The sequence below is a fragment of the Bacillus sp. B25(2016b) genome (assembly GCF_001679765.1).
In the GTDB taxonomy this organism is placed as follows: Bacteria; Bacillota; Bacilli; order Bacillales; family Bacillaceae_G; genus Bacillus_A; species Bacillus_A thuringiensis_K.
In genome coordinates this window covers 3022459-3047639 of the sequence record NZ_CP016285.1, presented here as the reverse complement: position 1 = coordinate 3047639, position 25181 = coordinate 3022459, and the positions used below count along the sequence as shown (strand labels likewise).

Sequence of the window (25181 nt, the reverse complement as noted above, 5' to 3'; positions counted from 1 at the left end):
TAAATTGTAAAGAATATTTTAATAATCTTTATAAGAGAAGGATATTCCTTGTAAAAAGTGAAATTGTTTGGAATGTGAATAAACAAAAAGTTTAGAAGTGATACAGACTGGATAGAGTCTTGTATTAAATAAACAGAAAAGGGGTATGGGTTTCTAAAAGGTTTCGGGGGTTAGAAAGCGCTTTTTAGTTAATAGCTTCAAATTATATTTTAAAGGGGAATGGGTATATGAAGTTTCGAAATACAAAGATTGCTATGATTACACTATCTTCATTTTTTATTTTAGGTTCTGCATCTCTATCATTCACAGATACTATACACGGTGAAGTAGCTCCTGCATCAGCACAAGAGATTATTGTAAAAAGTTATGACGATACATATTATAATAACGCAATAGGAAAAACGGGCTTAGAATTAAAGAAGGAACTGCATAATATTATTGATAATCATACAAAGTTATCATACAGTGCGGTTTGGGAAGCACTAAGAGATACTGATGAAGATCCAAATAATAAAAATAATGTGATACTCTTATATACTGGTCGTTCGCAAGGGAAGCTTACGAATGGATCAGGAGTAAATAACTGGAACCGTGAGCATGTTTGGGCAAAATCTCACGGTGACTTTGGAACGACTGCAGGACCTGGAACAGATCTACATCATTTAAGAGCGACGGATGTATCTGTAAATAGTTCACGTGGAAATCTGGATTTTGATAACGGTGGTGTAAATCATTCTGAAGCGACAGAATGTAAATATGATAGTGATTCTTGGGAACCTCGTGATAGTGTAAAAGGAGATATTGCTAGAATGCTGTTTTATATGGCTGTTCGTTACGAGGGGGACAACGGCGAAATAGATTTAGAACTAAATGAAAAAGTGAATAACAATAAAGATGCATACATGGGGAAACTATCTGTTTTATTAAAATGGAATGAACAAGACCCGGTCGATGATTTAGAGCGAAAGCGTAATGAAGTGATTTTTACAAAATATCAACATAACCGCAATCCTTTTATTGATCATCCTGAATGGGTAAATAAAATTTGGAACTAAGATTTTTAAAGGTATTATATTTTGATAAAAGGGATTGATCATTATGATCAATCCCTTCTTATATGTTTACTAGAATAAATGATTTTTATAGGATTGAAGAGGAGAATAGGATAGATATTTTATCAAGTTAAGTATATATGGGTATTTTAGTACGGTCCCCACTCAATATTCACCCCAATAATAAGAAAAACAAGTCCAATGATAAACCAAATGAATGCAAGTGGAGCCATGAATCGAATCCATTTGCCGTAAGAAATGCCGCTTGCTGCGAGAACGCCCATTAAAACACCGGAAGTTGGATTTAAGCAGTTGACTACACCTTCTCCAAGCATAACAGCCTGTACTGTAACTTGGCGTGTAATGTGCATGAAATCAGCTAATGGAGCTAATATCGGAATAAAAATAACCGATTCTCCTGTCCCGGATGAAATAAGGAAATGTAATGCGGCACTACTCACATACATGCCGATAACACCAAATACAGGGCTTTGTCCTTCGAGAGTTTGTGCGAGTTGGTTAACAATCGTATCAAGCAATTTTCCTTGTTCTAAAATGACTGAAATACAACGAGCCATTCCAACGATTAAAGCACCGTATATGAGATTTTGGCAACCTGCTAGAAAAGTAGAAGCGATATCGTTTGCTTTCATACCACCTATTATTCCCGCTATAATTGCTATGAAAATAAAAGTAGCAGTCATTTCTGCGTCCGTCCAATGTAGACGAAAAGCGCCTATTAAAAATGCAATTAATGATAAAGCTGAAACGATTAAAATTAATTTATGACGTATCGTCCAAGGAACTTGTTTTTTCTCTGTTTCTTTTTCGCTTGAAAGAGCGTTACTTGGAAACCAGTTATCGCCAAGAATGCTTCCTTTATTCGATTTTTTCAAGCGCTTTACATACCAATTTATATAAAGGATAGTGGCAAGTAAAAAAGATATATAGATTGCGGTGCGTAAACCAATTCCGGAAAACATCGGAAGTTCTGCAATCTTTTGTGAAATGCCTAAAGGTGAGGGAGATAAAATAGTAGCATTAAAGCCAGCATAAGTACCTAAATAAATAATTGCTACACCGACGATAGCGTCCCATTTTAATGTGCGTGCAACGATGATGCCGATGGGGATAAAACCGATAACTGAATTAACGATAATGCCAGTCGTTCCAAGAATAGAAAAAAGTGCGGCAACTATACAAATGAAAAGTAATTGCTGATTACGAAATTTGTTAATAACATGATAGATTAAACCGTCAAGGGCACCTGTTTTTTCAAGAATTGCAATAGCCCCGCCCGTAAATAAAATTAGAAAGATAATAGGAGCAGCAAGTGTCATTCCTTTTTCAATAGCGGTAAAAAAAGAAACAAATCCTACGGGTGATTGCGGAACAGAATGGTAGCTACCTGGTATTGTTGTTGTAACGGTCCCGTTTGTAACCCTTTTAAATTCTCCAGCAGGAACGAAATACGTAGCAATGGCGCAAAGTAAGGCAATAAAAAATAGTAGTACGTAAGCATCAGGCATTTTAAACTTTTGTTTACTAGATTGTTTTTTTGTCTCAGTTTGTATTTGCATAAAATCCCTCCTTCTTCACTTGGTTAATTTTTAATATTCTGAATTTAATCCGTGGAATAGATTATAATAAAGGTAGCTTCTTAAGGCAATAGTTTTTGTATCCTTTCCCGTACATACAAATTATTGCAATATTAGACAGGGAAACGAAAATAAGCCAAGAATATGTTATGTAGAAAGAAAAAGGAAAAGAGGGAACAAGATGTGGAAAACTACAGATCTATGTGATGAATTTGAAAAGGAATTACAAATATGTCGCCAGTCTTTTCAATCTTTTGGGAAGAAAGAACAATTCCACGGAAAAATTGCAACTGTAAAAGTGAAAGATGATAATGTACTAGTGAAGGAAGGATTGCAAACATTACCAGAAGAAACAGTATTAGTTGTTGATGGCGGAGCGTCTACTAACTGTGCGTTACTCGGTGATAATTTGGCAGCTATTGCGGAAGAAAGAAAGCTAGCAGGAATTATTGTGAATGGGTATGTTCGTGATTCTAGTGAACTAAAGAATATTAATATTGGTATTTTAGCGTTAGGAACGATGCCAAATAGAAGTGTGAAAGAAGGAAAAGGAGAACGGAATATTTCATTGCACTTTGGACAAGTGGATTGGAATCCAAATGAATATGTCTATGCGGATGAAGATGGCGTCATTATTAGTGAAAGGAGTTTACATAGTTAAGAGTTAATAAGTTATTATTCTTAGAAAATAAATCCGATAAAGCATGGACAAAATTCTTTGTCAATAGTAAAATAATACAGAAATTTAAAATTTACAGAATGTATAGGTTTATCGTTTTACGATAACTTAAATGGAAGTAAGTTGTGCCGAGAAAAGTGAATGTTATCACAATGATACGTTCATAAACAAAATTATTTTTCCTATACAAATATAGCCGCGAATAATGCGGGTAGGAGGTGTTGTACATTTTTGTTCGACACTTACAAAAAGAGAGTGTCAATCGCACGCCCTTGAAGGGCCTTTTTTTGTGTAAATGGTAGTAAGGGAGGAAATTTTGGGATGGCAATGTTGAAAAAGTGGCTGCTTACGTCGTTAATGGCAGTGACACTTGTATTTGTTTCTTTTGCGAATACAGTACATATTACGTTTGCTGAAGAAAATACAGCAAAACTTGCAATTATTGGGGAATCACAAAAAGGCATTATGTTATGTCCGAAAGAAGAGCAAATTAAAGATGGGGAAACAGCTTTAAGTTTGCTGCAAAAGGTCATGGGGGACAAGGTAGAATCTGAAACGATGTCGTTTGGAACATATGTAAAAGGCATCGATGGCTTAATGGCCGGGGCTACAAGTGGTTGGACATACGATGTAAATGATACATCTGCACAAGTTGGGGCAGATAGTTATAAATTAGAGTCTGGTGATGTTGTTGTATTCCGTTTTGTTTCAGACTGGAGCAATATGAGCCAGGAAACATTGAAAGAAACGTTAGATAAGTTCGGGACTTGTAAAACAGAAGAACCTAACGGTGGCAAAACAGAAGAACCAAAATCAGAAGGTCAAGATGATAAAACGCCAGATGGGAAAAACCAAGGCGACCAAGACGGTAAAACGCCAGATGGGAAAAATCAAGGTGACCAAGACGGTGAAAAACCAGATGGAAAAAACCAAGGTGACCAAGACGGTAAAACGCCAGATGAGAAAAACCAAGGTGATCAAGACGGTAAAACGCCAGATGGGAAAAAAACAGAACAACCACAGCAAGAGAACATTCAAGATCCAAGTGCACAATTAAACGAAGCCATTTCTAAAACATCAGATAAGATGTTACAAGATGGAATTGAAAGTGACTGGGTAGCTGTAGCGCTTTCTCGTTCTGGAAAGAATGTGCCAATTGAGGCAAAATTAAATTATGTTAAGTCAGTAACTGAAAAAGTAGAAAAGCGTATTAACCGTTTTTCAGCGACAGATTTAGCTAGAACAATTATTATGATGAATGCAATGAATGCAGACCCTAAAAATGTAGGTGGACATAATTTAGTTCAAAAATTGTATGAGTCAGATAAAGTGAATTCTGTTACAGGTTATGCATTTGCTTTACTTGCATTTGATACGAAGAAGTATGAGATTCCAGTTGAATCAAAATGGAACAGAGTTGCTCTAGTGGAAGCACTGTTAAATAATCAGCATACAGACGGTGGATGGACTTATAATAGTTCAGGTAGTAAAGATAGTGCTAGTAGCGTTGATGTAACAGGTATGGTTTTATCAGCATTAGCTCCTTATCAAGAGCGATCAGATGTGAAACCAGCTATACAAAAAGCTGTTGCGTATTTATATAACGAACAGCTGCAAAATGGTGGTTTTTCAGCTGATGGACAAGAAAATTCAAATAGTACTGCGCAAGCAATTATTGGATTATCGCTTGTTAAAGATGTAGATCAAAACCGTCTTCATAAGGCAATACAAAACCTATTATCATATCAACTTTCAAATGGTGAATTTAAATGGTTACCAAGTGATCAAAATGGTAACGGAATGGCTACAGAACAGGCTCTTTTAGCATTACTTCAATTTAAGGAAATGGGAAAATCTATTTATGATTGGTCTAATGTAGACGTTGGTGATGTAATTAAGCCAAAACCGATTGAAGAGCCAGAAAAGGTCGTTGAACTAGAAAATAATGTAGTAGAAAAAGAAGTTACTGAAGAACCGAAAGAACAAGACCAAGTACAACAAGAAACAAAAGATGAAAATCTAAAAGTAGTTGTAGATAACGAACCGGTTAAGAATAAAAAAATCGGAAACGGTAACAGTCTACCAAAAACAGGAGCATCTTCTCATAGTGCAGCAACAGAAGTAGGTATGGGTGTATTATGTATTGCTTCTGCATATGTATTATGGAGACGTAAAGCAGCTTAACAAAAAATTAGGAGCAATTATTTGCTCCTAATTTTCGTATGAAAGGTGAGAGATATGATGAGTAAGGTGAAATGGTTCATTTCTTTACTGCTTTCGCTCGGGCTACTTGCCGGATGTGAAGAGGCAGCTGTAAAGCCTGAGAAGAAGGTAGAACCGAAGCAAGAAGAGGTAGCGAAACAAGAAGAACAAAAAGATGAAGCGAAGCCGGAAGAAAAAACAGAAGAAAAGCAAGCTGAATCAGAGCAAAAGCAGCAAGAAGAGCAGAAAGAGAAACAAGAACAAAAAGTAGAAGAGAAGCCGAAAGAGGAAAAGCCGCAGGCACAACCAGAGGTAAAGAAAGAAGAGAAACAACAGGAACAACCGAAAGAACAGCCGGCTGTAAATAAGCAACCAGAGCAGCAACCAGCACAAGAAGAGAAACAACAACCGAAAGCACCAGAAGTAAAAGAAGAAGCAAAGGTTGTGAATCAGCCGAAAGAAACACCGAAGCAGGAGCAAAAAGTTGATCCGAATAAAGCGGAGAAAACGATACCGACTCCGGCAGTACCAAAACCTGAACCACCAAAACCAGATCCAGTACCAGTACCGAAACCGCAAGCAAAACAAGTAACAATCTCGGTAAAAGGAAATAACGGATATATAATGGGTGCGAAAAAGATGGATGTACAAGAAGGCGATACAGTGTATAAAGTATTGCAACGTACAGGATTAGATGTTGATGCAAGCGGATCTAGAGATAGTATTTATGTAAAAGGTATTAATGATTTATATGAAAAAGATATTTCGGATACTAGTGGTTGGAAATATCGTGTGAACGGTGCTTTTCCAAACCATAGTGCTGGTGTAGCTGCGGTAAAACCAGGCGATACAATTGAGTGGGTATACGTATTACAATAAGAAAGGCATTCGGTAAAGGGCTATGAAAATAAGTTTTTCTTCTTTACATCCTTTTGTGAATTTTTTCTATTATATCGGGGTGATGATACTATGTATGATGTGTCTTCATCCTCTTTTTTTAATTGGAGCAATAGTATTAATTATTATGTTAAATGTGATGCAAGGAAATAGCGAAAAGATAAGAAAGATGCTACCGGGCACAATTGTTTTCTTTTTGATGGTAATTTTATTTAATTCGTTATTAACGCATAGAGGTCGAACTACGTTATTTTGGTTAGGTGATAGCCGTATTAAGCTTGAGGCGATTATGTTTGGAATAGTAATGGGGTTATTACTAGTTGCAGTTATGTTTACGTTTGCGTCATACAATAATATTATTTCCAGTCATAAATTTTTATATTTGTTTTCAAGAATTTCACCGAAAGTTACATTGTTAACGATGATTACAGTGAGATTTGTTCCTTTGTTTATAAGGCGATTAAAGAAAATCACACTCGTCCAAAAAACGAAAGGTGTGCAGGTAGATTCAGGTTCGATAATAGAACGCGTCAAAAATGGTATGCAATTACTGCAAGTATTATTAATTTGTTCATTAGAAGATGCACTGCAAACGGCAGATTCTATGCAAGCTCGTGGATTTGGTGTAACGAAGCGTACGACGTATATTCGCTATAGAATGGAAAGGCGCGATTGGTATACGCTCAATTATTTAATCATTTTATTTATAGCTGCTATTATATGTAGTAATTATGACGGGGGGAAATTGATTATTTATCCGAAAGTCGAATCGATTCTATTTCAGCAATACGATGGGATGATGTTTGTCGTATTTACGATGTTTATTAGTTTACCAATCATAATGGAAGGGAGAGAATGGATATGGTGGCGCATGCAGAAATAAACAATTTATCATTTGTATATGCTGATGAAAATGAAAAAGCGTTACAGCATATTTCTCTTTCTGTTCAAAAAGGTGAGTTTATTGCACTTGCTGGAGGATCGGGATCTGGGAAGACGACGTTATTAAAACATTTTAAAAAGCAGTTACTTCCAATTGGTACGCGTTCTGGAGAGATATTTTATGAGGGTGTTTTAATAGAGGAAGTAGCTGATTTGTTATCTGCCCAAGAAATTGGGATGGTATTTCAAAACCCAGAAAACCAGATTGTTATGGATACAGTGATTCAAGAATTAGCATTTTCTTTAGAAAATATCGGATTACCATCACATATTATTCAAAAAAGAATAGCAGAGCTTATTAGCTTTTTAGGATTTCAAGATTTATTGCATCAATCTGTTCATACGTTATCTGGTGGGCAGAAGCAGCTTGTCAATTTAGCTGCGGTATTAGTTATGCAGCCGAAATTGCTATTATTAGATGAACCGACAGCGCAGTTAGATCCAATCGCTGCAAAAGAGTTTTTAGGATTATTAAAACGGATTAATGAAGAACTTGGAATTACGATTATTTTAAGTGAACATCGTTTAGATGAAGTTATCCCGCTTGCAACACGCGTTGTTTGTATGGATAATGGCCGTATTATGTATGATGGTAGTCCTAAATTTGTTATTACGGATATGTGGGGAGTAGAAACATTCCGTCCATTTATTCCGCAAATTCCAAGGCTATTTTTAGAGTGGAATGTGAGAGATATTCCATTTACAGTGCGAGAGGCGCAAATGAAAATGAATGATTTTGCAGCGATATCATATGTAAATGAGCCAATAGCACAAAGTGAAAAGCAAGAGGTAATTTTAAGCGCAGAGCATATTTCGTTCCAATATGAAAAAAATAGTCCGCTTATTTTACGTGATTTATCAGTTTCGATTGAAAAAGGAAAATGGGTAGCGCTCGTTGGGAAGAACGGTACAGGTAAGTCTACACTGTTAACGATTTTAGCAGGATTACAAAAAGCGAGAAGAGGGAAAGTAAAGTGGAACGGAAAAGTAATACATAAAATTGATTCGAAAGAACGATTTAAAAGTATTGGGTATGTATCGCAGCATCCGTATTATCATTTTACATTTGATACAGTGTGGGAAGAAGTGTATGAACGTGCACGTGAATTATACGGAGAACAAGGAAAAGAAATAGCAGAAGATACGCTAAAACAGTTTTGGTTGTATTCGCTTAAAGAACGCCATCCGCACGATTGTAGCGGAGGAGAGCAACAATTACTTGCGTTATGTACGACGTTATTATCAAAGCCAACGCTATTATTACTTGATGAACCGACAAAGGGGTTGGATCCATGGAAGAAAGAAAGAGTAGGAGAGCTATTTAGGAAGCTACAAAAAGAAGGTACAACAATTGTAATGGCAACGCATGATATTGAGTTTGCAGCGAAATACGTTGATCAATGTATGATGTTATTTGATGGAACAGTCATTATGAATGATGCACCGAAAGAATTTTTTAGCGGCAACTTCTTTTATACAACATCTATTAACCGATTCATTCGAAAAGAATTGCCATATGCATTAACGTGGGAGGATGTGTACGAAGCTTGTCCAAAAGATATGTTGCATTCATAATATGTATCTTTGCAGTAATAATCGGCACATTACTTCTTACGACACTTGTCATGGACGGTTATTACATGTTAAGTAGTTTGTTTATATTAGCGGTTATTATGTTACCTTTCTATATCCGTTTTGAAAGAAAGGCGTTTGTTTCACGTGAAATTGTTCTCGTTGCTGTATTAGCGGCAATTGCAGCAGTAAGCCGGGTGCCATTTTCTATTTTACCAAGTGTACAACCAACTTCTTTTGTCATTATCGTTTCTGCAATTGTATTTGGAAGTGAAACTGGTTTTATGATTGGTGCTACAGCAGCAATTGTATCTAATATTTTTTTAGGACAAGGTCCGTGGACACCGTGGCAAATGTTTTCGTGGGGCATGATTGGTTTTATAGCAGGTCTACTTCGTAATACATTTTTTATGAAAAAGCTATGGGGAAGACTTCTTTACGGAGTAATTGTTGGCTTTTTATTTGGCTGGATTATGAATTTCTGGGGCCTTCTCGGTTTTATACGAGAAGCAACGTGGGAAACTGTCATTTCGTATTATATCGCAAGTTTTTACTTTGATTTGAGCCATGCGATTTCGAATGTTATTTTCTTACTACTATTTAGTACATCTTGGATTACGATTCTTACAAGATTTAAAAAGAAATACGGTATATTAGATGAGCATAACGTGACATAGAAAAGCATACTCATATAAGGTAGGGTCGCGACTTACATATTCGTTTGCCTCTTTCATGCTTCTTACATATTGTAAGGAGCATTTTTTTGTCAAAAAATTGATTTAATATGCATCCGTTATTATATAAAATTATTTGTATAATGGTAGGTGAGAACTTTTTTCAAAAGTGAGGTGTATAGTTAATGAAGTTAGTTATTCCGAAGCAACATGGTGCATGGGCCATGCTTGTTATTCCTTTTTTATTAAGTGTCATACTTGGGAAACCTACTATTTATCATATTCCATTGTTTTTAGCGTGGTTTTTTATCTATTTAGCCACGTATCCATTTCTTACGTACATAAAGCAAAGACGAAAAAAAGAGTTTTTACAAGCTGCCATTGTTTATTTCATTATTGCGTTCCTATTTGGGATGATTTCTTTATTATATGAGTGGCGAATTCTTTTATTCGTAATAGTAATGATTCCATTATTTATAGTGAATATGTATTACGCCCGTCAAAAAAATGAAAGAGCACTATTAAATGATATTTGTGCAATCATTGTGTTTTGTATCGGTGGGTTAATTAGTTATTCCTTTTCAATGAAGCAAATCGATCATACAGCTTTATTCATTGCACTTATTTCATTTTTATACTTTTTAGGTAGTACGTTCTATGTGAAAACGATGATTCGTGAAAAAAATAACCCGAAGTATCGTCTTATATCTTGGGGATATCATATCTTATTAACGATAATTGTATTTGCGATTAATCCGTGGTGTTCTCTTATTTTTATACCAAGTGTCATTCGAGCAATTGTGTTGTATGGCAAAAAAATTTCTATTATAAAAGTAGGAATTTTAGAAATTGCTAATTCTGTATATTTTTTAATCATAACGGCAATAATTATGAAGTATGCCATTTGAAAAAACTTCCCATCAATAGATGGGAAGTTTTTAATCTTTTTCTAAAATGTGAACGGTGTACTCGCAACGTTGAATAGCTTGTTCAACAGCATAAAGTGATTGTTCAATACGAGCGCGATTAAAATCTTTTTCAACTGTTTCGAGCGCTTCTTCTAAACAATTTTTAGCTTCTTGTAATGATTGAAAAGAATCTTGTACATATCCGCGAGCATTTTGATGCATTTCATAATCCTCCTTGCATGTTCGTATATGGGTAGTATGAACAGTAAGGAAGAAAATATAATTTGTTATATTTATTATATTTGTTTGACAATTAAAGTGGAATTACGTATAGTAAGAATTAAGTGAATATTTTCTTATCCAGAGAGGTGGAGGGACTGGCCCGATGAAACCCAGCAACCGCGATGCAGGTGCTAATTCCAGCAGAACATATTTGTTCTGGGAGATAAGACGAAGATATATACGTAACTTCTTCTTATCGGAGAGGTTTTTTTATTGCAAAAAAACCGATTACGAAAATTTATATTAAGAAGAAAGGGGTTGCGCATTACTGTGACACTCGAAAAATACGTAAAACTGCGTAGTACAGTTTATGAATATATGATAGAGCAAGATAAGCCGATATCATTATTAGATATTCAAGAACATATCGTTTCGCATCATGAAGGAAAATTCACGAAAAAGATGTTGCATCAATTTTATTTATCAAGATTATTAGACGAACTAAAACTGGATGGGAAAATTACATTAGCTGATGAATATCTCTATGCTGAAAAAGGGGTATTGTATAAGGCGAGAAAAGGGAGCTAAGCTCTCTTTTTTTCTTAAAATAACGGAGTATGTAGAGTAAAAGACTGCTAAAGCAGCCTGATACAGGGAATGGTGTTGAGTGTGTAGTGTCAAAAATTGAATGTGCCTGAAAGAGGCAATTCATATCGGCTGCAAATGAAAAGAGACACCTTCGCCGAATAGGTGTCAGTCATTTTGTCATATAGACTTGCTATTTGACAGTTATTAGAATAACATGCAGGGGCTCTAGAAGTCAAAAGGGAATTAAAGGAAGAGGTGTTGTTATGTATGCTTATTTAATAAAAGAACTATATAGGCATATTCCGAAATATATTATTGATAGAGGATATGAATATTATGAAGATGGACATGTAGAAGATGTTGAAGTACATGATAATAAAGTATTTGCTTTTGTGAATGGTAATGCAGGAAATTATGAAGTCGTTATCGACCTCAAAGATTTTTCAGAAAGTAACTGTGAGTGTCCCTATGAAAATTATTGTAAACATATGGCGGCAGTTGTTTATGATATTCAAGGCACTGGTGAGAGTGCAGTTAAAGAGAAACTGAAAGATTTAGAAAAGGAAGAGTTACTTACTGTATTAAACCGTTTATTACAAAGTTCGAAAAACGTGCAAATTGTAGAGAAGTTGTTAAAGAAGGGGAAACTTTAACTTATAGAGGGAGTTGTTATGTAGTGAATGTACTAATTGTATACGCTCATCCTAATCCTTCAAGTTTTAACGCGGCGATTTTAAATCATGTGCAAAAAGGACTACAGGAAACAAATCATTCAGTTACCGTACTTGATTTATACAAAGAACAATTTGATCCAGTCCTCGTATTTCATGAAGAGAAGAAAAGACGTGATTTAGTAAATGAAGAAGAAACAGCTCGGTACAGAACGTTAGTAGAAGAAGCAGATACACTTTTATTCATCTATCCAATATGGTGGTGGGGGATGCCAGCAATTTTAAAAGGATTTATCGATCGTATTTTCGTAGCTGGATTTGCTTATAAATATGAAGGGGTTCTGCCGAAAGGATTATTGCAAGGGAAAAAAGCGTGGGTTATTAATACGTTAGACTCGCCTCTATGGTACGTCGCATTGTTATATCGATCAGCAGATTGGATTATGATGAAGAGAGGTGTTTTACGTTTTTGTGGCATTCGCGATATAAAACGGTCAGTGTTTCAATCTGTGAAAACGAGTAAAGTATCAAAGCGTGAAAAATGGTTATTACAAATAGAAGAAAAGGCTCGTACATTATGAATGAAGTCGACCGTATTATAAACTGTGTTCAGTATGATGGCGAACTTTTTCGGAAGTATGTTACGCGTTTACTTCAATTGAAAAAATGCAGCGATACATTTCAACAAATTCAAATTGAGTTAAGAAATGACTACTTGATAAGAGGAATTTGTGAAAGAGAAGTTGATGAGGTAGTACGGGGAAGTAAAGAATATGAAATGCATTTTCTTCCTAAAGTATTACAGTGGAATTTTTTGAGGGAAAATCCATATCTAATTGAAAGAGTGTGTGAAGATTTTTTTGCGTTTGAGGCATTACATCTTAAGGACGTAGAGTGGAATACAGTTATAAATTGCATGGGAAATAAATGATTTATTATGTAAAAAAACTAGTATAAAACTAGCTTTTCGTTTAAATAAATAAGAAGTATAGACTAAATGATAAAACCCGCATATAGTAAGTTCACAACACAAAATCCCATAATGTCACGAGCACCTAAACCAGCTATCGCTAATGCTGGTAATGCCCAGAAAGGTTGAAAGGAACGGTATTTGAATATTGATCTAGTTGATTAATATGCAGCAAGTGCAAAAGGATTTTATTTTCTTTTGTGGAATGTTATTTATATTTACCTTATTAAAATTTAGAAAGGAGAATATTTATGAAACATTCCTTAATGGAGACAAATTCAGAACCAGAAAAGAAAGAATCGTTGCTTACACGATGTGCAAATATATTTTCGAGATGGTCTCAGAAATATGTCCCGGATGCCTTTGTTATTGCAGTGCTGCTCACTTTATTTACTTTCATTATAGCTTTGTTGATGAATCCCTCAAATCCGTACAAAATCGTAAAATCTTGGGGGGATGGGTTTTGGACTTATTTAACGTTTACAATGCAAATGGTATTGCTAATGGTTACAGGGATGACGTTAGCTTCTGTCCCGTTTATTAATAGAGCCTTGCAGTCTGTTGCAAAGTTAGCCGATACACCTCAAAAGGCCTATACGATGACATTTTTGATCAGTGCAATTGCATACTATATCAATTGGGGTCTAGCCGTAGTTGTGGGAGCTATCATTGCAAAGGAAGTAGCAAAAAAGAATGCGAATGCACATTTTCCATTACTTGTAGCAGCTGCTTATGCTCCGACAGCCTTATATAGCGCAGGTCTCTCCAGTTCTATTGGCCTGACAATTGCCACAAAGGATCATTTTCTTGTAGATATGATTGGAATTATTCCTACCTCACAAACAATCTTTAGTTACTCTACTTTAATTATTTTTTTCACTCTATTCATCACGATGCCAATTATTATTGTACTTATGGCTCCTAAAAGTGGGATTATCAGCTATAAAGCAATCGAAACTGATACAAATTCTTTTGTAAAACCTCCTCAAAAAAGTTTAACTCCTGCGGAAAAACTGGAATGGACACCAGTTTTAGGAATAATATTAGGCGCAATCGGCACGTTGTATTGTGTTTATGAATTCATGAACGGTCATAGTTTAGAATTAAATATCATTAATTTGTTTTTCTTGTCACTTGGTTTGCTCCTACATGGTTCTCTTGGTAACTTTGCACAAGGATTCAAAGAATCTGCGCAATCCATTTCTCCAATTATCTTACAGTTTCCATTTTATGCAGGGATTATTGCTGTTTTAGGTAGTTCAGGTTTGGGAAGCTCAATCATTGAATGGATGGCATCCATTGCGTCAAAGGATACATTTGATATATTTACATATTGGTCAGCCGGGTTGGTAAACTTATTGGCGCCATCTGGCGGGGGGCAATGGGCTTTACAAGGACCACTGCAGGTCCCGGTAGGATTGAAGTTAGGTGTAGATCCGGCTACTATCGCTATGGCGGTAGGTTGGGGGGACGCATGGACAAATTTGATTCAGCCGTTCTGGGCATTACCTCTTTTAGGTGTGCTGGGATTGAAAATTAAAGACATTATGGGTTATTGTTTCATTCTTTGCATTTGGGTTGGCATAGTTACAAGTTTATTGATGTTATTTGTATATTAGCTTTAATAGGAATGCCAATACTATCAAGTAATACTATTAAAATGAAAAAACCTATTCTTTCTATAAATATATAGGAAAGGATAGCGTTTTTTTATGTCTATTCTTGTATCTGATGAATTACAATTATTTGCTTAAGAATTTTAAAGATTGTTATCTCCAAATATCTTACGAGAGATTACTAGGGATGTTGGTTTTGTGCAACAAACAGATAGGTACCAAGCAAGTATTTAGTTACTTTATATGCTTGGATGAGTCAAAATACCACTAAAACTTCTTTCACATGTATGGAATGTACGGTTTTTTATCCACAAGCTGTTCTTTATCAAGCTCAGCATGATGATCACCATTAACATTATGGTTGAAAGTATACAATATGGTATGGCAGAACCGAGAGTGTTGGAAGTACTACGAGAACTGTTGGACATTATTAATAAGCGACAATAAAAATTTTTTCCTGAACGCAAGAGGAGTTTTTTATTGGGAATAGTAAGGATGAGGGGAGGTGCATTACATATGGGAAAAGGTAGAAGTAATAATGCAGGTAAAAAGCAACCAAATTTCGATGATTCATCTAATTTCGCTAAACAAAGCCAACCGACAGAAAAGAAGAAGAAATAAAAAAAAGGATCTCTCTATATCAAGAGAGATCCTTTTTTACTATATTGACGTTTTAGCACAACAGATCGAGTGTTCAATTGAATAGTCATAACTGTGCAAGGTTTAAACTCCTGCTTCCACTACTGTGGAAGCTTTTCTAAATGATGTGCAATATCAATATACATATTTGAATAAACCGAATGTATTTCATTACTTGGCGTTGCGTTAGAAGAGAAATGAACGATTACCATATTGGCTTTCGGATCGATGTAAAGTGTTTGTCCGTAACTACCTAACACTTCGAAAGCACCTTGTTCATTGTGGGGAATCCACCATTGATTATGATAAGAAATAGAAGCGCCACTACTAATTTCAAGTTCACCTTCTTGTACATTTTTTACACTTTCTGTAATAGAAGAAGGGAGAATTTGTTTTCCGTTATATTCCCCGTTGTTTAATAGTAATTGCCCAAATCTCGCCATATCTCTAGCAGTTGCATTTAATCCAGCACTAGCTTGTTCTACTTTTGTTTCATCTGTAACGTAATACGCGTTTTCTTCCATACCAATTTGAGACCAAATTCGTTCACTTACATTTTCAGCTAGTGATTTACCAGTAATAGTTCTAATAATCCAAGCGAGCGTTTCTGTTGATCCGTTATTGTAAGAAAAGGAAGAACCAGGCGGTGCAGTTTCTTCGGCTTCCCGTAACATATCATAAATTTTCATGGGACCGTCGTAATTTTTGCCGCGGGGTAAAATATTGCTAGCTAAATATAATTGTGCATCTTGATTTTCTAGCCCAGGTTGCTCATATCCATGAGTAGGATATTCAGCTGAAACTTGCATGTCCATTAATTGCTGAAGTGTGGCATTACCGAACGGTGTGTTTTTTAATTCTTTTATGTAAGTGTCAGCTGTTTTTTCTAAGTCAATACGTTTTTCTTCAGCGAGAGATTGTATAATTGCCCCGGTAAAGACTTTTGCTAATGATGCCATACCATGAGGTTCATTCTGTTTATACCCATTGAAATATCGTTCGTAAACAAGTTGTCCATTATGTACAACGACAAAAGCATCTGTTTTGTTATCGTCTAAAAGTTTTTTTAGAGGAGTTGTATTTCCGAATCTACGCTCCACAGCAAAATCGTCTAAGTTTTGCAATGCGGAAGGGAAGTGAGCAATTTGGTCAGGATTGTTTTTTACGTTATTAACTAAAGTGAATTCTTTCATATGGGTATATGACCAACGTAAGTAAGGGTCATTTAACCAGTTTTCTTTTGTCACATTATGTTTTGATGGGGTCGTTTTATTTTGTTTGAAGTAAGTAAACCCAAGCCCTGTAATTACAAATATGAATGTTAGTATAAGTAAGAGTAGGGGAGATCTTTTTAGTTTCATATATGGCCCTCCTTTTTATTTCTACTATAAGTATACGCTCGTCTTGAAAGAAATACAAAATAAGGAAAGTAAACGGGGAAGTTTACTTTCCTTATTAACGTTAAGCGGAAATTTTTCCGTCTGTAGGTTGTTTCTTGAATTTTTGTTTTCGTCCGTGTAATCCATAATATAAAAGTAAAGTGAACGCAACGATAATAGCTGCGATAAAATACATATTATGATAACTGGATTTCGCTGCGACAATACCTAAAATGAAAGAACCAAAACCAATACCACTATCAAAGAATGAGAAATACGTAGCTGTCGCAGAACCACGTCTATGGTTTGGAGCGGCAGAAATCGCAATCGTTTGGAAACTCGGAATTAATGTCCCGTAACCTAAACCGATTAGCATACCTGCGCCAAGGAACCAAAATGAAGTTTGTGCTTGGCTTAATATGAACATTCCGATTGTGAAAATAATGATAGCAGGGTAAACGAGTACATTTTCACCGAAGCGATCAAAAATCTTTCCTGTAAATGGACGAGAAATGACAACAACAAGTGCGTATAAAATAAAGAAGTAACTTGCAATTTCACTTAAACCGAGTTCTTTCGCATAAATAGGAATAAAGGATAAAATACCACTATAAGAAAAGGCTAAAACAAATCCTGTAAGTGCAATTGGAATAGAAGATGGTTCGATTAAGTCTTTCCATTTCATTTTTTCACGTTTTTGTTTGCTAACAGGTGCTTCGTGAGGAATATCGACAAGTAGCCCTAATAAAAATGCAAGTAATGAAAATACGGAACAAACGATAAATAACACAGTAAACGAAAAATGAGAAATAATTGTTAAACCTAAAAAAGGACCAATTACCATCGGTAGACTCATAAATACGCCGAAATATGCAAGTGCTTCGCCTCGTCGATGAGCTGGCGCAACATCAGTTACGATCGTACCAGTAGCTGTCGTTGCCATCCCGAACCCAATACCGTGTAAGAAGCGAAGGGCAAGTAATAAGAATAAACTTTGCGCACCGAAATACATAACAGTAGCGGCTAAAAATAATGAAAGTGAAATAAATAATATTTTCTTTCTTCCTAAATCATCGAGCCATTTTCCTGTGAATGGTCTACATAAAACAGAAGAAATAAGAAACACAGTTGCAACTAAACCAATTTCCTCAGGTTTTCCTTTTAGGCCGTCTATTACATAGACAGGCAGAGTAGTCATAAGCATGTAAAACGTTAAGAAGAGAAATAGACTACTAAAACAAGTTCCGAGGAAATCCTTCGTCCAAAGTTTCTCACTTTGCATCGTCATCCCTCCAATTTAATCTAAATTTTTAATAATTTGTTGTAACACTTGAAATGCTTGATGTAAATCATCTTCGTTAATACCTTCTAGCGTTTTTTCTTCGAAAGTATCAACTTCTTCTTGCCATATTGGAATCATCTTTATCGCTGTTTCGGATAAAGAAATGAGCTTCTCACGGCGATCTTTACCTTCTGTACGAATAATCCATCCCATCGTTTCCATACGTGTTAACGTACGAGTCATCGTTGGTGATTCAACATTTAAATACTGGCACAATTCTGTTTGCGTACAAGAACCAGTTTGATTAATGCGGAAAATAACAGCCCATTGCGCACTAAATAACCCTGTTGGAGATACACGTTCATTAAATTTCTTCGTAAACTTTCGAGAAGTCTGGCTGACGATGTGAAAAAAATGTTGTTTTTCGTCCATGTATTTTGATCCTTTCAAATTAGTTACCTAGCTAACTATATACTTTTTTATAATAATTGTCTAGTAATAGACATGTTGATTTATGTAAAAAATTCTTATAGGTTTTATGTTGCGAACGTACATTCTACGTGCTATTCTTTAATTAAGTAAAGAATTTTCTTTCTATTAAATAGAATGGGGGAACTTGTGATGATTAAGCCTGCAACAATGGAGTTTGTTTCACTATCGAACGGAGAAACGATTGCATATCAGGAAGTTGGAAGGCGAAATACAGATATTCTTTTACTCATTCACGGGAACATGACATCGTCACAACATTGGGATTTAGTTATTGAAAAGTTGCAAGATCAATACCATATTTACGCTCTTGATTTAAGAGGGTTTGGACAATCAACGTATAATCAGTCCATAGATTCATTACAAGACTTTGTAGAAGATATAAAATTATTTATCGACGAGTTAAAGCTAGAGAAATTCTCATTAATGGGCTGGTCAATGGGCGGTGGCGTTGCGATGCAATTTACAGCGAACCACCCAACTTTTGTAGAAAAGTTAATTTTAGTAGAATCAGTAGGAATGAAAGGATACCCAATCTTTAAAAAAGATACGAATGGGCAGCCGATTGTATCAAGTTTAGTAAAGACGAAAGAAGAAATTGCGCAAGATCCAGTACAAATCGCTCCAGTATTAGACGCGATAAAAAATATGAACAAACTATATTACCGTACAGTATGGAATCTATTAATATATACACATAATCAACCTGAACCGGACCGTTATGAAAAGTATTTAGATGATATGTTAACGCAACGTAATTTCGTAGATGTGAATTATGCGCTCATTACATTTAATATTTCAGATGAACATAACGGGGTTGTAGGGGGAAGTAAGCAAATTCATCGTATTAAAGCGCCAACACTCGTCATACAAGGTGATAGAGATTATGTCGTACCGCAAGTAGTCGGTGAGGAATTAGCGAAACATTTGCCAAATGCAGAGTTGAAGGTATTAGAAGATTGCGGACACTCGCCGTTTATTGATTGTTTAGATGTATTTATAAAACATGTAGAGGATTGGTTAGAACAGAAATAATCCCCGAAATGAGAAGTGTTGCATATACTATAACATTTGTATGTATAAGGGGAGATTATCAATGCATAAACCATCCTTAATCGCTTATTCGCCATATAATCATCATATCTATACAAAAATAATGATAGATCCGATGTATATGCAAGTTTCACCAGCTGTAGTTCCTTTACAGATGCAGCAGCCACTAACAGCTCATATGCAACATTACTTATATGGACCTTCATTTTATGAAAATCCATATTTTAAACACTTTCATTACAATGTGAAAGCGCAAGTTTGGGAAGGATAGGAAGCTAAAAGGTTCATTCTTTTAGCTTCTTTTTTATTATGAATATTCGTACACGCATTTGCAGAAACAGTTTATAATGAAAAGTGGAAGCGTGAGAAGGAGAGGGAAAGGGATGTCAATGCGTTTTACTTTTTGGATTATGGTTGGGATTGTAGCAATCTCGGGTTTGTCACAAGGAATGCTCTTACCTGCCATTGCAATGATTTTTGAACAAGAAGGGGTTAGTTCAAGTATTAATGGTATTCATGCGACGGCATTGTACATTGGGATATTAGTCATTTCGCCGTTTCTTGAAAAACCGATGCAAAGGTTTGGAATGAAGCCGATTATTGTTATAGGTGGGTTTCTCGTTATTATTTCATTATTCTTTTTTACACAAACATTTTCGTTTTGGGTATGGTTTATCCTTAGATTTCTAGTTGGAGTCGGAGATCATATGCTTCATGTCGGAACACAAACATGGATCACGACAACATCAGACCCAAGTAAAATAGGGAGACAAGTATCGATATATGGTGTATTCTTCGGAATTGGTTTTGCCGTTGGTCCGTATTTAGCAAGCACTGTGCAGTACGGTCTTGCAACACCATTTATTATATCTACTATACTTTGTCTAATAGGTTGGCTTTTACTACTTCCAACAAAAAATGCATTCCCAGCGCAAGATGAAAGAGAAGTGAAGAGTGAATCATCATTTTCTCGTTATAAACAAGTTGTTGGATTAGGATGGATTGCATTGCTAGGTCCACTTGCATATGGCGTACTTGAAGCGATGTTAAACAGTAACTTACCAGTATACGCACTTCGTAAAGGGTGGTCTGTTTCAGATGTATCCTTCTTATTACCAGCATTTGCAGTTGGGGGTATTATTACACAAATTCCGCTCGGTATATTAAGTGACAAATACGGAAGGGACCGTATATTAACGTGGACGTTTAGCATAAGTACGGGCATTTTTCTACTTGCCGCCGTATTTGATCAATATTACTGGATCGTCTTTGCCTGCATGCTTTTAGCGGGTATGGTTATTGGATCGTGCTTCTCTTTAGGGCTTGGATTTATGACTGATTTATTACCGAGACACTTACTACCAGCAGGTAATATATTATCCGGAATCGCTTTTAGTTTAGGAAGTATTATGGGACCTGTATTAGGCGGCGTATTTATAGAAAAAATACAGTATACAAGCTTTTTTATTGCGGTTATGATTATAATGGGAATTCTCGCAATGTTATATATGGTCTACATGAAAAATCAATTCGCATCAAGAAAAATAGAAAGTAGGTTAGGGCATGACAAAACAACCTAATAAAAAGAAATTTGAAGTACTTGAAAATGAAACAATTACAGACTGCTTAGCACGTATGGAACAAGAAGGCTACGCTCCGTCTCGTCGTATGGAAGAGCCAATCTTTCATGAAGTAAAGAAAGACGGCAAAACAGTAGTTGAGCCGTGCGGTAGGAAGATTGTTTTTGAAGGGAAATTGAAGTAATCCAATAACAAATTCTCTTTATAGTATAGAGCCATCCAATAGTTGGGTGGCTTGTTTTTTTATTAATCAATGAAGGAATTGAATAGAATGAATCTCTCGTTCATTTCTCCTAATTGGCTTCTTTATATGGGGCAAAAGATTGCTACTTTTTTCGTATATTGGTAAAATAAGTTCTTGGGTCTTACTTATTGTTATCGGTATAATGTTTGTCGCTTGAATGAAAGAAATTAGTTACAAAAATTTCGCACTATGCAAAGGGGTACAGCAACGATCCCTTTTTTGGAGGCACCTTAAACATAAAGCGAGAGAAGAGGCTATATGAACGATTCTCCTATCTTGTTTAAATATTAAACGAGTTATTGCAATTGGAATAGGTATATCAAACTAGTCGACATCCTGATGGATTATGTTTTTCTAGTAATCTATTACTTCTGATGGAATCGATAGATTGCTAGAAAGCGGAAAACAATTATTAGTATATTCCGAAGCAGGTGTAACAGAGTGTCCTTCCATAATTAAGGGTAAAACCAAAATACGTTTTTTTAAAGAATGATTTGTTAGAACAGGTTATAAGGAATAAAACAGAAAAGAGGATCACATGTTAGATACTTTACAGAGAAGTAAAAAGTTTTTTTTAGTATGTCTTATTTTTTTAGTGCTTTTAACCGCTTGTGGTAATACTGATGTTAAGACATCTAAAGCTTCATTACCACCGGCTGAATCCAATATAGATACATCGTTAAAAGCACCAAATTGGGTAGAGAAAAGTCCTATCCAACAGTCTCCTAATTTTACGGAAGATAAAAAAGTACAATCGGTTGTGAATTTAATAGCTACGGGTGATAATTTATATCATGACGCAGTAATTAAAGATGGCAAACAAAAAGACGGTTCATATGATTATAATTATATTTATGAAAATATCAAAAAAGCTGTTAAATCAAGTGATCTTGCTATAGTGAACCAGGAGACTCCGATTGCCGGAAATAATTTAAAAGTACAAGGATATCCGACTTTCAATACACCTGAAGAAGTAGGCCAATCTTTAGTGGACACTGGATTCAATATAGTGACGCAAGCGACAAATCACGCTATGGATATGGGTATTAAAGGTGTTGCGAATACAAGAGAATACTGGAAGGAATATCTAGATGTTATCCCGGTAGGTATTAATGAGAGTAAAAACGAGCGTAATGAAATAAAAACGATTACAAAAAATGGTATTCGTTTTGCATTACTAAATTATACATATGGTACGAATGGAATTAAAATTCCAGCTGATAAGTCTTGGGCTTTAAATTTAATTGATAAAAAAGCGATACAAAATGATGTGGAAAAGGCAAAGAGTAGCTCTGATATGGTGATTGTTATGGTGCATTGGGGAGTAGAATATACCTCAACACCTTCAAAGCAACAAAAAGAAGTTGCTCAATATTTAACAGATTTAGGTGTAGATGTAGTAATTGGAAATCATCCGCATGTAATTCAACCAATTGAGTGGAAACAAAATAAAGATGGACATGAAACGCTAATCTATTATTCTCTTGGAAATCTTATTTCTGCGCAAGAAAAATTAGAAACATTGGTTGGAGGATTATCTTATGTACAATTTGTTAAGTATGAAGATAAAACTTTTGGTATACGACAAGCGGCAATCGTACCGACAGTAACCGACTATGCTGATGGTAAGAAACAATTTAAAATTCAATTCTTAAAAGATTACTCGGATGAAAATTCTAAAAAACATGGAATTAAAAAGTTTGTCGGCCCCGTTTCTTTGAAGGATTTCAAGGAAATTCCTAGAGACGTGTTGGGAAATTGGTATAAAGACTAATAAACAAAAAGGGAATGAGATACAATTAAAAAATTTATAATTTTAGCATTGGTATTGGCAATGGGATGGAGTCTTGCTGCTTGTAGTGGAAAGCAAACATCTCAGGAAACTACTAATAATAACGATAAAAATAAAAATGAAATACATGCGAAGAAAAAAGATGTTTTACCTATTTCTGATGTTAATGATTGGAGAATTATCCTTGTAAATAGAGAGCATATGTTATCAAAGGAACTAGGAATTGAATTAACAAGTATCACCCAAAATGCGAAGCCAAATATGAAAATAGATAGTAGAATTGCAACTTCCTATCAGGATATGGTAGCAGCTGCAAAAAAAGAGGGAATCAATCTTTATTTAAGATCAGGTTATCGAGCTATAAAATTACAACAAACTTATTATGATGCGTCAGTTAAAAGCTATAAATCTCAAGGTTTGTCGGATAAAGAGGCTAGTGCTAAGGCGTTGGAATATCTTCAGTATCCTGGTGCAAGTGAACATCATACTGGATTAGCGTTAGACATTATTTCAATTGAATGGCAGAATACTGTAGAAGATTTAAATGCAAAATTTGAAACTACCGATGCATTCAAATGGTTAGATAAGAACGCTGCAGAATATGGATTTACTCTCCGCTATCCAAAAGATAAAGAGAATATTACTGGCATTAAGTATGAGCCATGGCACTATCGTTATGTAGGGAAAGAAGTTGCTGTTTATCTAAAAGAAAAAGGGTTAACTTTAGAAGAATATAACGAAAAAATTAAGTCTGGTAAGTAAAAATATGCTTTAATTTTATTAAACATTATGCACTGCTACAAGAAAAGGTGAATCTGAGGATTTGTTAACCTTCCGCCTAGTATTGTAAAAACTGAGTATGATAATTTGAGCACGTACGAACCAGTTATCGTGTAAAAAGATGTATGTATTAAGAAATTAAAGTTAAGGATCTGATATTCATATCAGATCCTTTTTCTATCGTTCTTTTAAGAGCGACTGAGCCAAAATATTGGAATGAATATAGAAATAAAACAGCCAAAGGAATAGTAAAACGAATCAGGGAGTCTACTCGTACGCTTCATTGGGATTATCCAGAAATAGTTGTTGATGAAAATAAGAAAGAACTGGTCTTACTCTCAAGCAAGGATTTAATATGAATGAATTGGATAAAAGGAAATAATAAATACATAGTCATATTGATTAAAGTTTCACTTTATTGAAGAAAAATGCGAAAGCCATTCATAAAATATGGAAATGTTAAAATCCCTTTGATAAAATAGCAATATGTAAAAAAATTATTTGTTAATTCTTAATGTAATGAATATTCATGTTTAAATATACGGATTTAACTACATAGTTATTGTGCTAAAGGGGGAGAAAGATGTTAGATGAATTGTATAATGCTTTTTTAAATGCGTCTGGTTTTACAGAAAGTGCGAGGAAACGAGATCGGTATGATGATTTACATGATTATTTAAAAGATAAAGAAAGAGAGTTAAAGCAATTCATTCAAGAGGCTGAATCAGCGAAGAGAGAGTATGAGAGTAAAAGTAATGGCTTAGAAGCTAATAAAATTCCGGCAGTTGAATTTGAACAAAAACGTCATGAAAAGGATGAAGACTTAAATACAGTATTATCCTATTTTAAAAGTGCATTAAGCGATATTGGATCTGCAAAAAGTACAGCTTATGCAAAGTATTTGGAATATAAAGCGAAAGCAGAATCGGAGAAAGCGTCAGCATACGCCGCAGCGACCAAGGCTTTTGAAGAAAAGAAAAAGGAAATTGAAAAACTTATCCATTAAGTATACAAAGAATGGAGGGAACGAACATGAGTGGTAAAGAGGTTGAAATTATAGGAAGTAACACTGCAAGTGCCATTTCTTACGCACAAAACATTGAAAATGGTATGAAGGATTCTTTAAACCAAGCGAAAGACTTAAAAGCATATGTCACAGGTGCGAAATGGAATGGAAAAACGAGAGATGCATTTTTAAGTTATCTTGATTTGATCATTCAATATAATTCAGAAATGGTAGAGGCATTTGAAGGACATACGAAAGCTTTGAAAGAGTTAGATAAAAGCATTCAAACGTACGGAGATAAATCGGAAGTAAGGGCGATAAAACAATTGTGATGGAGAAACGAGGG

Annotated in this window: 26 protein-coding genes, 2 pseudogenes and 1 riboswitch; of the genes and pseudogenes, 22 read left to right on the top strand and 6 right to left on the bottom strand. The window is 35.2% G+C overall.

Features of this window, described 5'->3' with window-relative positions:
- Positions 1–227: 227 nt before the first annotated feature.
- Entirely contained in the window at positions 228–1055 is an 828-nt protein-coding gene (locus tag BAQ53_RS15505) for an endonuclease I family protein (protein ID WP_000672179.1), read from the top strand.
- A 146-nt stretch (positions 1056–1201) separates the two neighbouring features.
- Here the strand turns inward: BAQ53_RS15505 and BAQ53_RS15500 are convergent, their stop codons facing one another.
- Positions 1202–2632, bottom strand: coding sequence for a YfcC family protein (locus BAQ53_RS15500; protein ID WP_208905754.1), 1431 nt, complete (start codon positions 2630–2632; stop codon positions 1202–1204).
- A gap of 199 nt (positions 2633–2831) precedes the next feature.
- Between BAQ53_RS15500 and rraA the strand changes: the two genes are divergently transcribed.
- The 7 genes from rraA (at position 2832) to BAQ53_RS15465 (ending at position 10524) form a co-directional block, all read left to right on the top strand.
- A complete protein-coding gene (gene rraA, locus BAQ53_RS15495; RefSeq protein ID WP_061884406.1) occupies positions 2832–3311 on the top strand; it encodes a ribonuclease E activity regulator RraA in 480 nt (159 codons plus the stop codon).
- Positions 3312–3650: 339 nt separating this feature from the next.
- Positions 3651–5513, top strand: coding sequence for a DUF4430 domain-containing protein (locus BAQ53_RS15490; protein WP_001241067.1), 1863 nt, complete (start codon positions 3651–3653; stop codon positions 5511–5513).
- A 57-nt stretch (positions 5514–5570) separates the two neighbouring features.
- Positions 5571–6410: a DUF4430 domain-containing protein gene (locus BAQ53_RS15485; protein ID WP_089149243.1), complete on the top strand. Its 840-nt coding sequence runs from the start codon at positions 5571–5573 to the stop codon at positions 6408–6410.
- A 22-nt stretch (positions 6411–6432) separates the two neighbouring features.
- The gene (locus tag BAQ53_RS15480) at positions 6433–7311 is read left to right on the top strand and encodes an energy-coupling factor transporter transmembrane component T (protein ID WP_208905752.1); all 879 of its coding nucleotides are present in this window, start codon (positions 6433–6435) and stop codon (positions 7309–7311) included.
- Positions 7284–8945: an ABC transporter ATP-binding protein gene (locus BAQ53_RS15475; protein WP_208905750.1), complete on the top strand. Its 1662-nt coding sequence runs from the start codon at positions 7284–7286 to the stop codon at positions 8943–8945. Before BAQ53_RS15480 ends, BAQ53_RS15475 begins: the two co-directional genes overlap by 28 nt.
- Positions 8918–9619, top strand: coding sequence for an ECF transporter S component (locus BAQ53_RS15470; RefSeq protein ID WP_000044907.1), 702 nt, complete (start codon positions 8918–8920; stop codon positions 9617–9619). Before BAQ53_RS15475 ends, BAQ53_RS15470 begins: the two co-directional genes overlap by 28 nt.
- A 182-nt stretch (positions 9620–9801) precedes the next feature.
- Entirely contained in the window at positions 9802–10524 is a 723-nt protein-coding gene (locus tag BAQ53_RS15465; protein WP_151522572.1) for a YwiC-like family protein, read from the top strand.
- A gap of 30 nt (positions 10525–10554) precedes the next feature.
- Here the strand turns inward: BAQ53_RS15465 and BAQ53_RS15460 are convergent, their stop codons facing one another.
- Positions 10555–10746 carry a hypothetical protein gene (locus BAQ53_RS15460; RefSeq protein ID WP_000554032.1) on the bottom strand — a complete coding sequence of 64 codons (192 nt, stop codon included), beginning with the start codon at positions 10744–10746 and terminating at the stop codon, positions 10555–10557.
- Positions 10747–10877: 131 nt separating this feature from the next.
- Positions 10878–10976: riboswitch (SAM riboswitch) on the top strand.
- Positions 10977–11076: 100 nt separating this feature from the next.
- Here BAQ53_RS15460 and BAQ53_RS15455 point away from each other — a divergent pair.
- The 4 genes from BAQ53_RS15455 to BAQ53_RS15440 all read left to right on the top strand — a co-directional run bounded on the left by BAQ53_RS15455 (position 11077) and on the right by BAQ53_RS15440 (position 12936).
- Complete coding sequence (locus BAQ53_RS15455; RefSeq protein WP_000171476.1) at positions 11077–11334, top strand: hypothetical protein; 258 nt, start codon at positions 11077–11079, stop codon at positions 11332–11334.
- A gap of 263 nt (positions 11335–11597) precedes the next feature.
- Positions 11598–11987, top strand: coding sequence for an SWIM zinc finger family protein (locus BAQ53_RS15450; protein WP_000271475.1), 390 nt, complete (start codon positions 11598–11600; stop codon positions 11985–11987).
- 23 nt (positions 11988–12010) lie between these two features.
- Positions 12011–12586, top strand: coding sequence for an NAD(P)H-dependent oxidoreductase (locus BAQ53_RS15445; protein WP_001101654.1), 576 nt, complete (start codon positions 12011–12013; stop codon positions 12584–12586).
- Positions 12583–12936 carry a group-specific protein gene (locus BAQ53_RS15440; protein ID WP_208905748.1) on the top strand — a complete coding sequence of 118 codons (354 nt, stop codon included), beginning with the start codon at positions 12583–12585 and terminating at the stop codon, positions 12934–12936. Before BAQ53_RS15445 ends, BAQ53_RS15440 begins: the two co-directional genes overlap by 4 nt.
- 40 nt (positions 12937–12976) lie before the next feature.
- On the opposite strand, the pseudogene BAQ53_RS15435 reads toward BAQ53_RS15440, so the two are convergent.
- Positions 12977–13103, bottom strand: a pseudogene (locus BAQ53_RS15435) (TIGR00366 family protein); the annotation flags it as partial.
- A gap of 123 nt (positions 13104–13226) precedes the next feature.
- Between BAQ53_RS15435 and BAQ53_RS15430 the strand changes: the two are divergent.
- Entirely contained in the window at positions 13227–14594 is a 1368-nt protein-coding gene (locus tag BAQ53_RS15430) for a short-chain fatty acid transporter (protein ID WP_208905746.1), read from the top strand.
- A gap of 147 nt (positions 14595–14741) precedes the next feature.
- Positions 14742–14890 (top strand): annotated as a pseudogene (locus BAQ53_RS26645) (IS4 family transposase); the annotation flags it as partial.
- A gap of 441 nt (positions 14891–15331) precedes the next feature.
- Here BAQ53_RS26645 and BAQ53_RS15425 read toward each other — a convergent pair.
- The 3 genes from BAQ53_RS15425 to BAQ53_RS15415 all read right to left on the bottom strand — a co-directional run bounded on the left by BAQ53_RS15425 (position 15332) and on the right by BAQ53_RS15415 (position 18323).
- Positions 15332–16591, bottom strand: coding sequence for a serine hydrolase domain-containing protein (locus BAQ53_RS15425; protein WP_000769542.1), 1260 nt, complete (start codon positions 16589–16591; stop codon positions 15332–15334).
- A gap of 100 nt (positions 16592–16691) precedes the next feature.
- Entirely contained in the window at positions 16692–17891 is a 1200-nt protein-coding gene (locus tag BAQ53_RS15420) for an MFS transporter (RefSeq protein WP_001190318.1), read from the bottom strand.
- A gap of 15 nt (positions 17892–17906) precedes the next feature.
- Positions 17907–18323 carry a MarR family winged helix-turn-helix transcriptional regulator gene (locus tag BAQ53_RS15415; RefSeq protein ID WP_000343675.1) on the bottom strand — a complete coding sequence of 139 codons (417 nt, stop codon included), beginning with the start codon at positions 18321–18323 and terminating at the stop codon, positions 17907–17909.
- Between the two features lie 189 nt (positions 18324–18512).
- On the opposite strand from BAQ53_RS15415, the gene phaZ reads away from it, so the two are divergent.
- The 8 genes from phaZ to BAQ53_RS15375 all read left to right on the top strand — a co-directional run bounded on the left by phaZ (position 18513) and on the right by BAQ53_RS15375 (position 25167).
- Positions 18513–19415 (top strand): intracellular short-chain-length polyhydroxyalkanoate depolymerase, encoded by a 903-nt coding sequence (phaZ, locus tag BAQ53_RS15410; protein WP_000594872.1) that lies wholly within the window; start codon positions 18513–18515, stop codon positions 19413–19415.
- A 61-nt stretch (positions 19416–19476) separates the two neighbouring features.
- Positions 19477–19704, top strand: coding sequence for a hypothetical protein (locus tag BAQ53_RS15405; RefSeq protein ID WP_000549500.1), 228 nt, complete (start codon positions 19477–19479; stop codon positions 19702–19704).
- A gap of 112 nt (positions 19705–19816) precedes the next feature.
- Positions 19817–21013, top strand: a complete 1197-nt coding sequence (locus BAQ53_RS15400; RefSeq protein WP_000062798.1) for an MFS transporter — start codon at positions 19817–19819, stop codon at positions 21011–21013.
- Positions 20997–21197 carry an NETI motif-containing protein gene (locus tag BAQ53_RS15395; RefSeq protein WP_000166303.1) on the top strand — a complete coding sequence of 67 codons (201 nt, stop codon included), beginning with the start codon at positions 20997–20999 and terminating at the stop codon, positions 21195–21197. Before BAQ53_RS15400 ends, BAQ53_RS15395 begins: the two co-directional genes overlap by 17 nt.
- Before the next feature lie 598 nt (positions 21198–21795).
- Entirely contained in the window at positions 21796–23031 is a 1236-nt protein-coding gene (locus tag BAQ53_RS15390; RefSeq protein ID WP_208905744.1) for a CapA family protein, read from the top strand.
- Between the two features lie 48 nt (positions 23032–23079).
- Positions 23080–23811: a M15 family metallopeptidase gene (locus BAQ53_RS15385; RefSeq protein ID WP_279615925.1), complete on the top strand. Its 732-nt coding sequence runs from the start codon at positions 23080–23082 to the stop codon at positions 23809–23811.
- A 601-nt stretch (positions 23812–24412) separates the two neighbouring features.
- Entirely contained in the window at positions 24413–24835 is a 423-nt protein-coding gene (locus BAQ53_RS15380; protein ID WP_000883464.1) for a hypothetical protein, read from the top strand.
- A 26-nt stretch (positions 24836–24861) separates the two neighbouring features.
- Positions 24862–25167, top strand: coding sequence for a WXG100 family type VII secretion target (locus BAQ53_RS15375; RefSeq protein ID WP_000014535.1), 306 nt, complete (start codon positions 24862–24864; stop codon positions 25165–25167).
- Positions 25168–25181: the final 14 nt, after the last annotated feature.

What these genes read in the sequence shown, in the direction of transcription:
- phaZ (WP_000594872.1), top strand. Translation starts at nt 18,513, where the DNA reads ATGATTAAGCCTGCAACAATGGAGTTTGTTTCACTATCGAACGGAGAA.
- BAQ53_RS15465 (WP_151522572.1), top strand. Translation starts at nt 9,802, where the DNA reads ATGAAGTTAGTTATTCCGAAGCAACATGGTGCATGGGCCATGCTTGTT.
- BAQ53_RS15500 (WP_208905754.1), bottom strand. Translation starts at nt 2,632, where the DNA reads ATGCAAATACAAACTGAGACAAAAAAACAATCTAGTAAACAAAAGTTT.
- BAQ53_RS15480 (WP_208905752.1), top strand. Translation starts at nt 6,433, where the DNA reads ATGAAAATAAGTTTTTCTTCTTTACATCCTTTTGTGAATTTTTTCTAT.
- BAQ53_RS15475 (WP_208905750.1), top strand. Translation starts at nt 7,284, where the DNA reads ATGGATATGGTGGCGCATGCAGAAATAAACAATTTATCATTTGTATAT.
- BAQ53_RS15420 (WP_001190318.1), bottom strand. Translation starts at nt 17,891, where the DNA reads ATGCAAAGTGAGAAACTTTGGACGAAGGATTTCCTCGGAACTTGTTTT.
- BAQ53_RS15405 (WP_000549500.1), top strand. Translation starts at nt 19,477, where the DNA reads ATGCATAAACCATCCTTAATCGCTTATTCGCCATATAATCATCATATC.
- BAQ53_RS15490 (WP_001241067.1), top strand. Translation starts at nt 3,651, where the DNA reads ATGGCAATGTTGAAAAAGTGGCTGCTTACGTCGTTAATGGCAGTGACA.
- BAQ53_RS15505 (WP_000672179.1), top strand. Translation starts at nt 228, where the DNA reads ATGAAGTTTCGAAATACAAAGATTGCTATGATTACACTATCTTCATTT.
- BAQ53_RS15425 (WP_000769542.1), bottom strand. Translation starts at nt 16,591, where the DNA reads ATGAAACTAAAAAGATCTCCCCTACTCTTACTTATACTAACATTCATA.
- BAQ53_RS15395 (WP_000166303.1), top strand. Translation starts at nt 20,997, where the DNA reads ATGACAAAACAACCTAATAAAAAGAAATTTGAAGTACTTGAAAATGAA.
- BAQ53_RS15430 (WP_208905746.1), top strand. Translation starts at nt 13,227, where the DNA reads ATGAAACATTCCTTAATGGAGACAAATTCAGAACCAGAAAAGAAAGAA.
- rraA (WP_061884406.1), top strand. Translation starts at nt 2,832, where the DNA reads ATGTGGAAAACTACAGATCTATGTGATGAATTTGAAAAGGAATTACAA.
- BAQ53_RS15485 (WP_089149243.1), top strand. Translation starts at nt 5,571, where the DNA reads ATGAGTAAGGTGAAATGGTTCATTTCTTTACTGCTTTCGCTCGGGCTA.
- BAQ53_RS15390 (WP_208905744.1), top strand. Translation starts at nt 21,796, where the DNA reads ATGTTAGATACTTTACAGAGAAGTAAAAAGTTTTTTTTAGTATGTCTT.
- BAQ53_RS15375 (WP_000014535.1), top strand. Translation starts at nt 24,862, where the DNA reads ATGAGTGGTAAAGAGGTTGAAATTATAGGAAGTAACACTGCAAGTGCC.
- BAQ53_RS15450 (WP_000271475.1), top strand. Translation starts at nt 11,598, where the DNA reads ATGTATGCTTATTTAATAAAAGAACTATATAGGCATATTCCGAAATAT.
- BAQ53_RS15415 (WP_000343675.1), bottom strand. Translation starts at nt 18,323, where the DNA reads ATGGACGAAAAACAACATTTTTTTCACATCGTCAGCCAGACTTCTCGA.
- BAQ53_RS15460 (WP_000554032.1), bottom strand. Translation starts at nt 10,746, where the DNA reads ATGCATCAAAATGCTCGCGGATATGTACAAGATTCTTTTCAATCATTA.
- BAQ53_RS15440 (WP_208905748.1), top strand. Translation starts at nt 12,583, where the DNA reads ATGAATGAAGTCGACCGTATTATAAACTGTGTTCAGTATGATGGCGAA.
- BAQ53_RS15380 (WP_000883464.1), top strand. Translation starts at nt 24,413, where the DNA reads ATGTTAGATGAATTGTATAATGCTTTTTTAAATGCGTCTGGTTTTACA.
- BAQ53_RS15400 (WP_000062798.1), top strand. Translation starts at nt 19,817, where the DNA reads ATGTCAATGCGTTTTACTTTTTGGATTATGGTTGGGATTGTAGCAATC.